Below are 13,392 nucleotides of genomic sequence, written 5' to 3'. Positions count from 1 at the left end.
TATGAACTTGATTTTGTATAATGAAATGCGATTGTCGTTTATGAAATGCCGCCCCGCTGCTGCGCAACACCGGCTTTCACATGCCGAGAGTTACATTTCACGTTGTGGAAAATCGGGCCCCTTCCAGCGCCTACAATGCCGTCATCCCGTTTTTGAATTCCTGCTATGACCCTGTCTCACGGCCCTCTCGGGCAGAGCGTGGCCTACGCCTCGCAATACGATCCCTCGCTGCTGTTCCCCATTGCGCGCTCGCACAACCGCGCGGCGCTCAATCTGAATGACGGCAACCTGCCCTTTAGCGGGGTGGACCTGTGGAACGCCTACGAGCTGTCGTGGCTGGACGCCAAGGGCAAGCCGCGGGTGGCGATGGCGACGTTCTCGGTGCCGGCCGACAGCCCCAACATCATCGAATCCAAGTCGTTCAAGCTGTACCTGAACTCGTTCAACCAGACCCGCCTGGTCAATTCGGCGGCCCTGCGCGGCCGGCTGGAACGCGACCTGAGCGCCGCCGCGGGCGCGCCGGTGGGCCTGGACTTCTTCTTGCCGCAGCGCTTTTCCGAGCTGCAGATGGGCGAGCTGGACGGCATCTACATCGACAAGCTGGATATCGAGATCGACACCTATGAGCCCGCCCCCGAGCTGCTGCGCACCCGGCCGGGCGACGTGGTCGAGGAAACGCTGGCGTCGCGCCTCTTGAAGTCGAACTGCCCCGTGACCGGCCAACCCGATTGGGCCACCGTGCAGATCCGCTACCGCGGCAAGCCGATCGATCGCGAATCGCTGCTGCGGTATGTGGTGTCGTTCCGCCAGCACGCCGAATTCCACGAGCACTGCGTCGAGCGCATCTTCAGCGACATCATGCAGGCGTGCGGCCCGGAGCATTTGACGGTGTATGCGCGCTATACACGCCGCGGCGGATTGGACATCAATCCCTGGCGCAGCAACTTCGAGGCGGCGCCGCCCGCCGATAGGCGAACCGTCCGCCAGTAACGCGCCTGCCACGAAAAGCGGCCGCCCCAGGGCGGCCGTTTTGCTTTTGCTGTTCAGCAATTACCGATCTGCGTTCACTTCACGAACGGCTCAGGCCGCGGCGTGTCGTCTTCGGACGGCGGCAGCACCGGGTACTGGATGACTGGCTGGTCGCCCGTCAGCGTCTTCAGGAACGCCACGATCTGGCCGTTTTCATCGGGCGTGAACGTGCGGCCCAGTTGCAGGCGGCCCATCACGTCGACGGCCTGCGTCAGCGTGGCCGCTTCGCCGTCATGGAAGTACGGGTAGGTCAGCGCGACGTTGCGCAGCGTCGGCACCTTGAAGTTGAAGCGGTCCGCGTCCTTGCCCGTGACCGCGGCCCGGCCTTCGGCCTTGTTCTCGGTGATGTAGGGGGTGACCAGCCCCATCTTCTGGAACGAGTTGCCGCCCACCGCCACGCCGTTGTGGCAAGCGACGCAGCCGCTGTTCTTGAAGAGGTCGTATCCGGCCAGTTCCCGGACGGTCAACGCTTTCTTGTCGCCCTTGAGCCACTGGTCGAAACGCGAATTCGGCGTGACCAGGGTTTCTTCAAACGCGGCCAGCGCGCTGGTCACCTCGCCGATGGTGATCGTGTCCTTGCCGAAGACCTGCTTGAATTCGGCGCGGTAGCCCGGAATGGAATTGAGCACCTGCACCGCAAGCTCGTGGGTCGACGCCATTTCCATGGGGTTCTCGATCGGGCCGCCCGCCTGCTCGCGCAGGTCCTTGGCGCGGCCATCCCAGAACTGGGCGATGTTCAGGCTGGAATTGAGCACGGTCGGTGAATTGATGCCGCCCTGCTGCCATTTGTGGCCGATGGAGGCCTTCAGGTTGTCGGACCCGCCCATGGCGAGGTTGTGGCAGGAATTACAGGAGATCGCGCCGGAGCGGGACAGACGCGGATCGAAGAAGAGTTTCTTGCCCAGTTCGACCTTGGCGGGTTCCTTGATGACGGCGGGCTCGATCGGCTGGATGGGTTCCTGCGACGCGCTCCACGCCTGATTTGCCCACAGTCCCAGTACGAGTCCCACGGCCAGCAGCGTACTTGTCTTTCTCATTTGCTTCTCCTGTGAATAACCAGTTCAACCACATGGTTATTACATCGGGGAAGCCATGCCCTGGCCTTGCGAGGCATCAAGCGGCGCCCGCCGGGGCGCACGCGGCAATGTCGTGCTTGATGGCGCGCAAGGCAGCTCTGGCGCCGTGCGGGGCGATCAAAGGGGTTGGGGCGCCCTGCGGTAACGGCGCCCGCGGTCTCACCGCATTACGGCCGCGCTGCTGCCGCCGCCGCAGGCGGTTCGGCGCGGCGCGCCTGCACCGCGATCCACTGCGCCAGGAAAGCGGCCACGGCGAACGCCACGCCCGCGCCCACCCACGGACCTTGCCGCAGGCCGGCATCCAGGAGCAGGCCGAAAGCGAGCGGCCCCAGCGCCGAGCCCACGTCCATGCCCGAATACACCAGGCCGTAGACCGAGCCGGTCGAGCCCTTGGGCGTCACGCGGCGGATCAGCATGTCGCGCGACGGTGCGGCCACGCCCGAGCAGAAGCCGGCCAGGCCCACGACGGGCGCGGCCAGCACGGCGGGCACAAGCCCCAGCGCCAGCACGACCAGCGTCAGGCCAGCCAGGATCAGCGCCACCATGACGGTGCGCTCGGTGCGCGGGTTGGCCGACACCAGGAAGCCGCCGGCCGCCATGCCCACCGCCGAGGCGACCATGTACCCGGACAGCGCGGAACTGGCCGTGACCTTGGACAGGTCGTAAAGCTGGCCCAGCAAGGGAATCGTGTAATTCTGCACCGACGAAAGCGCGATGGAAGTGCAGGCAAAGAAGAGGAAAGCGCCCCACAGCGCGGGCTTGGACAAGAGCGCGGACAGCGTGGCCAGAACGCCCTCTTGCGGTTTGGCGGCGGGCTTGGGCGCGTTGGCGGCATCCTTGGCGTCGCCGCCGGCCTCGATGGGCGACGGGCCACCCAGCAGGTCGCGTCCCAGCACCGTCAGCAGCAGCACCAGCGCCACGAGGCCGGCGGCGCTATAGGCTGCCACGCGCCAGTTGGCCAGCAGCGTGATGGTGGTGATGAACACGGGCGTGAGCGCCCACCCCAGGTTGCCGGTCAGGCCGTGCGTGGAGAACGCATGGCCGAGCCGCGGGGCGGTGACGCGGTGATTGATGAGGGAGTAATCGGCCGGATGAAACACTGAATTGCCGATGCCGCCAATGACGGCGGCGGCCATCAGCATGACGTAGCCGGTGGCCGATCCGATCAGCACGCCCGACAGCACGAAGCAGCCGAGCCCGAACCAGAGCACGGGGCGCGCGCCGATGCGGTCCACCACGAAACCCGAGGACGCCTGGCCGATGCCGGAAACCACGTAGAACGTCGATACCAGCAGGCCCAGCCGCGCGAAGTCCAGCCCGAACTGAAGGCCCAGCGCGCCGTACAGCGACGGCAGCACAAGCTGGAAGAAGTGGGACGACGCGTGCGCCACGCCGATGAGCAGGATGATTTTCCAGTCGCGCCGGCGTACGTCGGCGTCCGAGAGCAAGGGGGTGGCGGCGGTAGCGGTGTTCATTGCACAAGGCCGCGAAAGCGGCAGGATGCGTTCCGCTCGAGGCGGTTCGCGGGTTGTCTCCGGCGGCGCGCGGGTACTTGCCCGGGCGTGATTTTTTTTGCGACTGCAGGGTCTGCAACTGCGCCGGGCCGGCTTATTCAGCCGGCCCGGAAAATCGATACTACATGGCTTTTTCGCGGATCGCGGGCCAGGCGCGCTGCAGGTAGTACAGCATCGACCACACTGTCAGCACCGCGGCCACGATGATCAGCACGTCGCCCAGCAGTTTGGTGCTGACGCCGTAGATTGTCTGGTTATACAGCAGGCACGGAATGGCGATCATCTGCGCCGCCGTCTTGAACTTGCCCAGCCGGTGCACGGCCACGCTGGCGCTGGCGCCGATCTTGGCCATCCATTCGCGCAGCGCGGAAATCGTGATTTCACGACCGATGATGATGAGCGAGATGAAGGCGTCGACCCGGCTCAGGTCAAGCAGCACAATGAGGGCGGCGCAGACCATGAGTTTGTCGGCCACCGGATCCAGAAATGCGCCAAATGCCGATGTCTGGTTCCAGCGCCGGGCGAGCCAGCCGTCGAACCAGTCGGTCAGCGCGGCGATGATGAAGGCCCATGCCGCCAGCGTATCGCGCGTGGGAACAGACATCCAGCTTTCGGGCAGATAGAACAGCCCGACCACCAGCGGAATCATGGCGATACGCAGCCACGTCAGAATAATGGGAACGTTAATTGGCATAGTGTCCGTATCCTAACAGCTAGAGCCCACCCCCGAAGCGCCTTTGGCGCTTCCCCCTCAAGGGGGCGCCTCTGCGGACCGGCGGAGCCGGATCCGCGCGGCCCGGATTGCTCGTCGGGTGGAGTGGTTGAAATTTGGGGTTTGGCATGTTGGGTCGGCGGCGAGGGTGACACGAATTCGTGACATTTGGGCAAGTCCGGGGCGTCAGCGCAGCGCCTCGTAGATGCGGATTGCCAAGTCTTGCGAGATGCCGTCTACCGAGGCCAGGTCCTCGATGCTGGCGCGGGCAACGCCGGAAAAGCCGCCGAAGCGGGCCAGGAGGCGTTGGCGGCGGCGGGCGCCCACGCCTTCGATTTCTTCCAGGCGCGAGACGTTGCGTGTCTTGGCGCGGCGGGCGCGCATGCCGGTGATGGCGAAGCGGTGGGCCTCGTCGCGCACCTGGGCGATCAGCATCAGCGCGGCGGATTCGCCGCCCAGGGCGACCGGCGGGCGGCCGTCGGCGAACACCAGGGTTTCCAGGCCGACCTTGCGCCCTTCCCCCTTGGCCACGCCCACCAGCGTCTGGATGTCCAGCCCCAGTTCCGCGAAGACCTTGCGCGCGACCTCGACCTGGCCCTTGCCGCCGTCGATGAGGACAAGGCCGGGCATCTGCGCGTCGCCATCGGCCACCTTCGCAAAACGCCGGGTCAGCACCTGGCGCATGGCCGCGTAGTCGTCGCCGGGCGTGATGCCGGCGATGTTGTAACGGCGGTACAGCGAAGGCTGCATGTCGTGGTGCTCGAACACCACACAGGACGCCTGGGTGGCTTCGCCGGCGGTGTGGCTGATGTCGAAACACTCGATGCGCAGCGCGTCGAGCGCGGCTTCGTCGGTGTCCAGGTCCAGCGCTTCGGCCAGCGCCAGCGTGCGGGCCGCCCGGGCGCCGGATTCGGTCAGCGCGCGGGCGAGCGCCATTTCGGCGTTCTTTGCCGCTTGCTCCAGCCACGACCGGCGCGTGCCCTGCGGCCGCGTCAGCACCCGCGTCGGCCGGCCGCCCGACTGCTCGACCAGCAGCGCGATCAGCTCGGGATCGGGCAAGGTGTGCGAACACACCAGGATGGGCGGCATCGCGTTCTCGGTGTAATGCTGGGCCACGAAGGCTTCCAGCACCTGCGGCGCGGCCTCGCCTTCGGCGTGCGAGGGAAAGAACGGCTTGTCGCCCAGATGGCGGCCGCCGCGCACCATCGCCAGGTTCACGCAGACCTTGCCGCCGGCAATGGCCACCGCAATGATGTCGGTGTCTTCGCCGCTGACGTTTTCCATGGTCTGCTGGTGCAGCACGCGCGCCAGCGATCCCATCTGGTCGCGCAGCGCCGCGGCTTCTTCGAAGCGCAACTCCATGGAGGCCTGCTGCATGCGGGCCTCGATCTCGCCCATGACATCCTTGGCCTCGCCGTTCAGAAAGCGGACGGCGCGATGCACGTCGCGGTCGTATTCGGCCGCTTCGATGGCGCCCACGCAAGGCGCCGAGCAGCGCCCGATCTGATGCAGCAGACAGGGGCGCGAGCGGTTGGCGAACACGCTGTCTTCGCACGTGCGCAGGCGAAAGACCTTTTGCAGGATCTGGATGGTTTCGCGCACGGCCCAGGCATTGGGAAACGGGCCGAAGAACTGGCCGCGCTTGTTGGTGGCGCCGCGGTAGTACGCGATGCGGGGCCAGTCATGCCCCGTGATGTGCAGGTACGGATAGGACTTGTCGTCGCGGAACAGGATGTTGTAGCGCGGCTTCAGGCTCTTGATGAGGTTGTTTTCCAGGATCAGCGCTTCGGCCTCGGAGCGCGTCACCGTGACCTCCAGCCGCGCCACCTTGGCCACCATCTGCGCGATGCGCGGGCTGGACAGCGTCTTCTGGAAATACGACGAGACGCGCTTCTTCAGGTCGCGCGCCTTGCCGACATACATGACCTCGCCGGCCGCATCCAGGTGCCGGTAGACACCCGGCAGATGCGGCAGGTCAGACAGGAACGATTTGAGATTGAAGTCGTCGGGCATTCTGGTAACGGCTTTCGGCCTGCAAGGTATCCCAATCGGGCGCATCGAAACGCGGCATCAGGCGCCGGATGCGCGCAACGGACTCGGGCGCATGGTCGAACTCAAGGCGCGACAGCAGGTCGTCGGCCAGGTCCGGGCGGTTGCACACCAGCACCATGTCGCAACCGGCGCGCAGCGCGGCGTTGGCCCGGTCCAGGATGTCGCCCGCGACCGCGGCGCCTTCCATGGTCAGGTCGTCCGAGAACACCACGCCATCGTAGCCCAGGCGCTTGCGCAGGATGTCCTGCACCCAGCGCTTGGAAAATCCCGCCGGATGCTTGTCCACCTTGGGATAGATCACGTGCGCGGGCATGACGGACGGCAGGACCGCGTCGCCCAGCCACGCGTAGGGCGCGGCGTCGTCCTTCATGATCTCGTCCAGCGTGCGCGGATCGACGGGGATCTCGTGGTGCGAGTCGGCCTCGACGTAACCGTGGCCCGGGAAATGCTTGCCGCAGGCCGACATGCCAGCCAATGCCAGGCCTTGCACCAGCGCGCGCGACAGCATGGTGACGACGCGGGGATCGGCGTGGAAGGCGCGGTTGCCGATGACCTTGCTGACGCCGTAATCCAGGTCCAGCACCGGCGTGAAGCTCATGTCCACGCCGCAGGCGCGCAGTTCGGCCGCCAGGACATACCCGGCCTCGGTGGCCAGGCGCATCGCCTGCAGCGGATCCTGATCCCACAACTGGCCCAGCGCGCGCATCGGAGGCAACGGCGTGAAGCCGTCTTCGCGGAACCGCTGCACACGGCCGCCTTCGTGGTCCACCAGGATCAGCAGCGGCTCCTTGCGCGCCTTGTGGATCTGGCGCGTCAGCGCGGTGAGCTGGGCGCGGTTCTCGAAGTTGCGGGCAAAGAGGATGACGCCGCCCACCAGCGGGTGGCGCAGGCGCTTCTTTTCCGCCTTCGTAAGCGTGTATCCCGCCACATCGACCATCACGGGGCCGGGGGGCAGGACCGCCTTGGATTTCTTTTTGGCCATGGAGGTGTCCTTGTAGATGTGCGGCAAGCCGGCGGGAAACATCCCGGGCTCAGGGCTTGCGCTCGACCACCACGTACGCGGCGGCCATGTCGGATTCATCGGTAATGGAAACGTGGGCCGCGCCGAACCGTTCGGCATACCAGGCCTGCAATTCGGGCGCGATCACCAGCACCGGGCGGCCGCCCGGCGCATTCAGCGTCTGCACGCGCCGCCACGTCATCGGCATGCGCATGCCCAGGCCGATCGCCTTGGAAAAGGCTTCCTTGGCCGCAAAGCGCGTGGCAAGGAAGCGCAGCCCGCGGACGGGGTCGCGCGCGCGGCGGGCATGGAATTTGAGGAGTTCTTCGGGTCCCAGGATCTTTTCGGCGAACCGGTCGCCGTGGCGCGCCAGCGCGCGCTCGATCCGGTCGATGCGCAGGAGGTCCATGCCGATGCCGGCAATGGCGCCGGCGGGCGTGGCGGAAGAAGAGTCGGACATCGGCATCGCCTGGCTAGCGGTCAAAACGCGTCATCGGCCCGCGTTCAAAGCCCGCGCAGCGCGTGCAACCGCGCCTGCACCATCAGCGCCTTCATGTCGCGCACGGCTTTTTCCCAGCCCTCGAAGATCGCCTGCGCCACGATGGCGTGGCCGATGTTGAGTTCGGAAATGCCGTCCAGCGCGGCCACCGGCTTGACGTTGCCGTAATGCAGGCCATGTCCCGCGTTCACGCGCAGCCCGTGGCGCAGCCCTTCGGTCACGGCCAGGCGGATGCGCTGCAGTTCGGCGTGGGCGGCCTCGCCCTCGGCCTCGGCATAGGCGCCGGTGTGCAGTTCGATCACGGGCGCGCCGGCCTTGGCGGCGGCGGCGATCTGAACCGGGTCCGGATCGATGAAGAGCGAAACGCGAATGCCGGCTTCGGTCAGAAGCGCCACCGCGTCTGACACCGGGCCCATCGCGCCGGCCACTTCCAGCCCGCCTTCCGTCGTGAGTTCGGTGCGCTTTTCGGGCACCAGGCAAACGTCGCTGGGCTTGACCGCGCAGGCAATCTCAAGCATTTCCGGCGTGACCGCGCATTCCAGGTTCATGCGGGTGCGCAACTGCGGGCGGATCGCGTAGACGTCGGCATCCTGGATGTGCCGCCGGTCTTCGCGCAGATGCAGCGTGATCAGGTCGGCGCCGGCGTCCTCGGCGCGCAGCGCCGCGGCGATCGGGTCGGGGTACGCCGTGTGGCGCTGCTGCCGCAGCGTGGCGACGTGATCGATATTTACACCAAGTTCTATCATTGCACTTTCGTTGTTTCTTCCCAGCCGCCGCCCAGCGCCTTGTACAGCTCCACGCGGTTGATCAGCGCGGCCAGGCCGGTTTGCACCAATGCGAGCTGGGCGTTGAAAAAGTCCACCTGCGCGGTCTGCACCTGCAGGTAGCTGTCGATACCGTTGGTATAACGCAAATTCGACAACTCCAGCGTCCGCGCCGACGAATCCTGCAGCGCGCGCTGGGCATCGAGCTGCGCCCCGTAGGTGGCCTCGCCCGCCAGCGCGTCCGAGACCTCGCGGAACGCCTGCTGGATGGTCTGCTCGTACTGCGCCACGGCGATATTGTCGCGCGCCTTGGCCAGGTTCAGTCCTTCGCGGATGCTGCCGCCCGCAAACAACGGGGTCGTGATCGACGGCGAGAAGCTCCAATACCCCTGCCCGCCCTTGAACAGATCCCCCAGCGACGGGCTGGCCACGCCCAAGAGGCCAGTCAGCGAGATGGTCGGGAAGAACGCCGCGCGCGCCGCGCCGATGTTGGCGTTGGCGGACAGCAGCTGGTTTTCGGCGGCGGCGATGTCGGGCCGGCGCTCCAGCAGGTCGGACGGCAGGCCCGACGGCACCGTGGCCAGCACCTGGTCGCGGCCGAACGTGGCCGGCGGGGGCAGCGTGTCGGGCAGCGGCGTGCCCACCACCAGCACCAGCGCGTTCATGGCCTGCGCGCGGGCGCGGGCCAGTTGCGCCAGGTCGGCAGAGGCCGTGTCCAGCAGCGACTTGGACTGATTCAGGTCCAGTTCGGAGGCCACGCCGCCGTCGAAGCGGCGCTTGACCAGGTCATACGATTCCTGGCGCGAGGCCAGCGTGCGCTGCGTCAGGTCCAGCTGGACCTCGGCGGCGCGCAGGTTGAAATACGACTGCGCGACCGAACCCACCAAGGTGATGTGAACGGTCTTTTGCGCCTGCTCGGTCGACAGATACTGCTGGTACGCGGCTTCGGACAGATTGCGCAGGCGGCCGAACAGGTCGATTTCGAACGTGGTCAGGCCGATGCCGGCCTGGTAGGAACTGCTGATCGAGCTGGAATCCGGACCGCCGGCCCGCATGTTGGCCGGCAGATGCTGGCGCTGGCCCTGGATGCCGGCACCGATGCTGGGCCACTGCGCGCCGCGCTGGATGCCGTATTGCGCCCGGGCCTCTTCGACGCGCTGGACCGCGACGCGCAGGTCGCGGTTGTTGACCAGCGCAAGCTCGATGAGGGCCTGCAGGCGCGGATCGCGGAAGAATTCGCGCCAGCCCAGGTCCGCCGCGGGTGTGCCGGCCTGCGGCACGACGTCAGCAGCGGGCTGCGAGCCCAGCGTGGTGGCGCGCGAGTACGCGCCGTATTGCACCTTGGGCTGATCCGGCCACGCCGGGCTGACCGGCGCGTCGGGACGCTTGTAATCGGGCGCCAGCGAGCAGCCGGCCAACGCCACCGCCACAAAGGCGGACAAGGCGGTCTGTCTGAACATCAGGGCTTTCATTCCTTGCCCTCCTGGCCACCAGTGGGTTGTGCGGTCTGCGGCGTTGCCGGGTCAGCGCCCTTTTCGGCCGCCGCCTTCTTTTCGGCCTGCTCCTGCTCGAAGGCGCGCAGTTCGGCGCCGAGCAGACGCGGGCGGGTCTTGAACAGGCCCAGCACCACCACGAAGAATGTCGGAACGAAGATCACAGCGAACGGCGTGGCGGCCAGCATGCCGCCCAGCACGCCCAGGCCCACCGCGCGCTGGCTGGCCGCGCCCGCGCCGGTGGCCAGCGCCAGCGGAATCACGCCCAGGATAAACGCCAGCGACGTCATCAGGATGGGACGGAAGCGCAATCGCGCGGCCTCCACTGCGGCCTCGTACAGGCCCATGCCGCGCGCGTACTGGTCCTTGGCGAATTCCACGATAAGAATGGCGTTCTTGGCCGCCAGCCCGATCACGGTCACCATGCCGACCTGGAAGTACACGTCGTTGGACATGCCCAGCGCACTGACCAGCGCCACCGCGCCCAGCATGCCCAGAGGCACCACCAGCATGACGGAGATGGGGATGGCCCAGCTTTCATACAGCGCGGCAAGCACCAGGAACACGACGAGAAGCGACAGGCCCATCAGGATGGGGGCCTGGTTGCCGGCCTGCAATTCCTGGTACGACAGCCCCGTCCACTCGTAGCCGAAGCCTTGCGGCAGCTGAGCGACCAGCCGCTGCATTTCTTCCATGGCCTCGCCGGTGGAGTAGCCCGGCGCCGAGCTGCCGCCGATACGCATCGACTCGTAGCTGTTGTAGCGCACCACCTGCACCGGGCCCTGCACCCATTCGCCCGTGACGAACGTGGACAGCGGCACCATGCCGCCCTGCGCGTTGCGGGCGTTCAGCTTGAGCACGTCGGACAATTGCATGCGGTACGGCGCATCGGCCTGGACCCAGATGTTCTGCATCCGGCCCAGGTTGGGGAACTTGCTCAGGTATGCCGAGCCGACCGCGGTCGAGATGAGCGATGCGGCTTCGTTGAAGTCCACGCCCAGCGCGGCCGCCTTGTCGCGGTCGATGTTCAGGCTGAGCTGCGTGCCCGCCGACAGGCCCGTGATACGGACTTGCGACAGCACGGGGCTCTTCATGGCCTCGCCCATCAGTTGCGCGGTGGCAGCCGCCAGGGCCTCGGTGCCGGCGGCGCCGCGATCCTGCAGGCGCAAGTCGAAACCGGTGGCGTTGCCCAGCGACGAGATGGCCGGCGGCACCAGCGTGAAGACCTGCGCGTCATGGATGCCCATGAGCTGCTTTTCGAACGCCGTGAAGGCGATCGCGCCGGCCGAATCTTGACGCTCCTTGCGGTCCTTGAAGTCCTTGAGCGTCGTGAAGGCGATGGCCGCGTTCAGACCGTTGCCGTTGAAGCTGTAGCCCTGCACGGCAATGATGTTCTCGACGGCGGGAATGCCCTGGAAGTATTTTTCGACCTGCTCGATGACTTCGACGGTACGGTTGGCGCTGGCGCCGGTGGGCAGCTCGATGTTGCTGACCACGTAGCCCTGGTCTTCCTCGGGCAGGAACGACGACGGCAGGCGCAGGTAAAGCCAGCCCAGCAGCAGGACCAGCACGAGGAACGCCAGCATCATCCGGCCGCCCTTGTGCAGGATGCGCGACACCCAGTTCTGGTAGCCGTGCGTGGTGGCGTCGAACTTGCGGTTGAACCAGCCGAAAAAGCCCTTCTTGTCCTCGTGGTGGCCCTTGGCCACCGGCTTGAGGATCGTGGCGCACAGCGCCGGCGTGAAGGTCAGCGCCAAGAGCGCCGAAAAGAAGATGGAAACGGCCATGGCCACCGAGAACTGGCGGTAGATCACGCCCACCGACCCGCTCATGAAGGCCAGCGGCAGGAACACGGTCACCAGCACCAGCGTGATCCCGATGATGGCGCCGCTGATCTGCGGCATGGCTTTCTTGGTGGCCTCTTTGGGCGGCAGGCCCTCGGTCGCCATGATCCGCTCGACGTTTTCGACGACCACGATGGCGTCGTCCACGAGAATCCCGATGGCAAGCACCATCGCGAACATGGTCAGCACGTTGATCGAGAAGCCCAGCGCCAGCATCACGGCGAACGCCCCCAGCATGGCCACCGGGACCACGAGCGCCGGGATCAGCGTGTAGCGCACGTTCTGCAGGAACAGGTACATGACCAGGAACACCAGCACCATGGCTTCGGCCAGGGTATGGAGCACCTGCTCGATGGAGACCTTGACGTAGGGCGCGGTGTCGTACGGCACCGAATACTGGATGTTGCCCGGGAAGTACTTGGACAGTTCCTGCATCTGGTTGCGCACGCCTTGCGCGGTGGCCAGCGCGTTGGCGTTGGGCGACAGCACGATGGCGAAGGCCGCCGTGGGCTTGCCGTTCAGGCGCGCGCCGAACTGGTAGTTGTCGGCGCCGACCTCGATGCGGGCGACGTCGCGCAGCAGCACCTTGGAGCCGTCGGTGTTGGCGCGCAGGACGATACGGCCAAAGCCGTCGACCGTGCTCAATTGGCCGTTGGCCGTGACCGTGGCCGTGATGCGCTGCGATTCCGGATTGGGCGGCGCACCGATGCTGCCGCCGGAGATCAGCACGTTCTGGCTGGCGATGGCGTTGTTGACCTCGGCCATGCTGAGATTGAAGCCGACCAGCTTGTTCGGGTCCAGCCAGACGCGCATCGCGCGAGGCGCGGCGAACAACTGGAACTGGCCCACGCCCGGCACGCGCGAAACCGGGTTCTTCACGTTGCGGGTGATGTAGTCGGCCAGCGCCGTCTGGTCCAGCGAGCCATCGGTGGACGACAGCGTCACGATCATCAGAAAGCCGGTACTGGTCTGCTCGTACTGCAGGCCCTGCTGCTGCACCGCGCTGGGCAGCTGGGCGATCACGTTGGACACGCGGTTCTGCACGTCCACCTGCGCCAAGTCAGGATTGGTGCCGGGCGCAAACGTCGCGGTGATGGTCGAGGTGCCGTAGGAGTCGCTGACGGACTCGTAGTAGATCAGGCCCTTGGCGCCGTTGAGCTGGTCTTCGATGATGCTGGTGACCGACTCGGCCACTTCGGGGGCCGACGCGCCGGGGTAGGTTGCGGTGATCGTGATGGCCGGCGGGGCCACATCGGGGTACTGCGCAACCGGCATGTTCGGGATGGCCAACACCCCTGCCAGCAGAATGAAAAGGGCAACTACCCAGGCGAAGATTGGTCGATCGATAAAAAATTGCGGCATGTGGGCTGACTCTGAAAGCGATGCTCACCAAAGAGGAACGCGGCGCT

At 66.3% G+C, this 13,392-nt stretch carries 10 protein-coding genes; 1 reads left to right on the top strand and 9 read right to left on the bottom strand.

The annotated features are described in order from the left end of the window. Positions 1–165 precede the first annotated feature (165 nt). A complete protein-coding gene (gene queF, locus ASD87_RS16875; RefSeq protein WP_056323912.1) occupies positions 166–990 on the top strand; it encodes an NADPH-dependent 7-cyano-7-deazaguanine reductase QueF in 825 nt (274 codons plus the stop codon). A gap of 74 nt (positions 991–1,064) precedes the next feature. Here queF and ASD87_RS16870 read toward each other — a convergent pair whose 3' ends face one another. The 9 genes from ASD87_RS16870 to ASD87_RS16830 all read right to left on the bottom strand — a co-directional run bounded on the left by ASD87_RS16870 (position 1,065) and on the right by ASD87_RS16830 (position 13,345). After that, a complete protein-coding gene (locus ASD87_RS16870) occupies positions 1,065–2,066 on the bottom strand; it encodes a cytochrome-c peroxidase (RefSeq protein WP_056323909.1) in 1,002 nt (333 codons plus the stop codon). A gap of 206 nt (positions 2,067–2,272) precedes the next feature. Beyond that, a complete protein-coding gene (locus ASD87_RS16865; RefSeq protein ID WP_056323906.1) occupies positions 2,273–3,580 on the bottom strand; it encodes an MFS transporter in 1,308 nt (435 codons plus the stop codon). A 160-nt stretch (positions 3,581–3,740) separates the two neighbouring features. Continuing rightward, the gene (gene pgsA, locus ASD87_RS16860; RefSeq protein ID WP_056323904.1) at positions 3,741–4,313 is read right to left on the bottom strand and encodes a CDP-diacylglycerol--glycerol-3-phosphate 3-phosphatidyltransferase; all 573 of its coding nucleotides are present in this window, start codon (positions 4,311–4,313) and stop codon (positions 3,741–3,743) included. 204 nt (positions 4,314–4,517) lie between these two features. Next, the gene (gene uvrC / locus ASD87_RS16855) at positions 4,518–6,344 is read right to left on the bottom strand and encodes an excinuclease ABC subunit UvrC (RefSeq protein ID WP_056323901.1); all 1,827 of its coding nucleotides are present in this window, start codon (positions 6,342–6,344) and stop codon (positions 4,518–4,520) included. Continuing rightward, the gene (nagZ, locus tag ASD87_RS16850) at positions 6,307–7,365 is read right to left on the bottom strand and encodes a beta-N-acetylhexosaminidase (RefSeq protein WP_056324624.1); all 1,059 of its coding nucleotides are present in this window, start codon (positions 7,363–7,365) and stop codon (positions 6,307–6,309) included. Before nagZ ends, uvrC begins: the two co-directional genes overlap by 38 nt. A gap of 49 nt (positions 7,366–7,414) precedes the next feature. Beyond that, positions 7,415–7,849, bottom strand: a complete 435-nt coding sequence (gene acpS, locus ASD87_RS16845; protein ID WP_056323898.1) for a holo-ACP synthase — start codon at positions 7,847–7,849, stop codon at positions 7,415–7,417. Positions 7,850–7,887: 38 nt separating this feature from the next. Next, entirely contained in the window at positions 7,888–8,628 is a 741-nt protein-coding gene (pdxJ, locus tag ASD87_RS16840; protein ID WP_056323894.1) for a pyridoxine 5'-phosphate synthase, read from the bottom strand. Beyond that, positions 8,625–10,118, bottom strand: a complete 1,494-nt coding sequence (locus ASD87_RS16835; RefSeq protein ID WP_056323893.1) for an efflux transporter outer membrane subunit — start codon at positions 10,116–10,118, stop codon at positions 8,625–8,627. The genes pdxJ and ASD87_RS16835 overlap by 4 nt, the downstream gene beginning before the upstream one ends. Further along, positions 10,115–13,345 (bottom strand): multidrug efflux RND transporter permease subunit, encoded by a 3,231-nt coding sequence (locus ASD87_RS16830; RefSeq protein ID WP_056323891.1) that lies wholly within the window; start codon positions 13,343–13,345, stop codon positions 10,115–10,117. The genes ASD87_RS16835 and ASD87_RS16830 overlap by 4 nt, the downstream gene beginning before the upstream one ends. Between the last annotated feature and the right edge of the window lie 47 nt (positions 13,346–13,392).

The organism is Achromobacter sp. Root170, assembly GCF_001428165.1.
Taxonomy (GTDB): domain Bacteria; phylum Pseudomonadota; class Gammaproteobacteria; order Burkholderiales; family Burkholderiaceae_B; genus Achromobacter; species Achromobacter mucicolens.
Note: the sequence above shows the minus strand (reverse complement) of the source record. Positions and strands in the feature narration are given on the sequence as shown.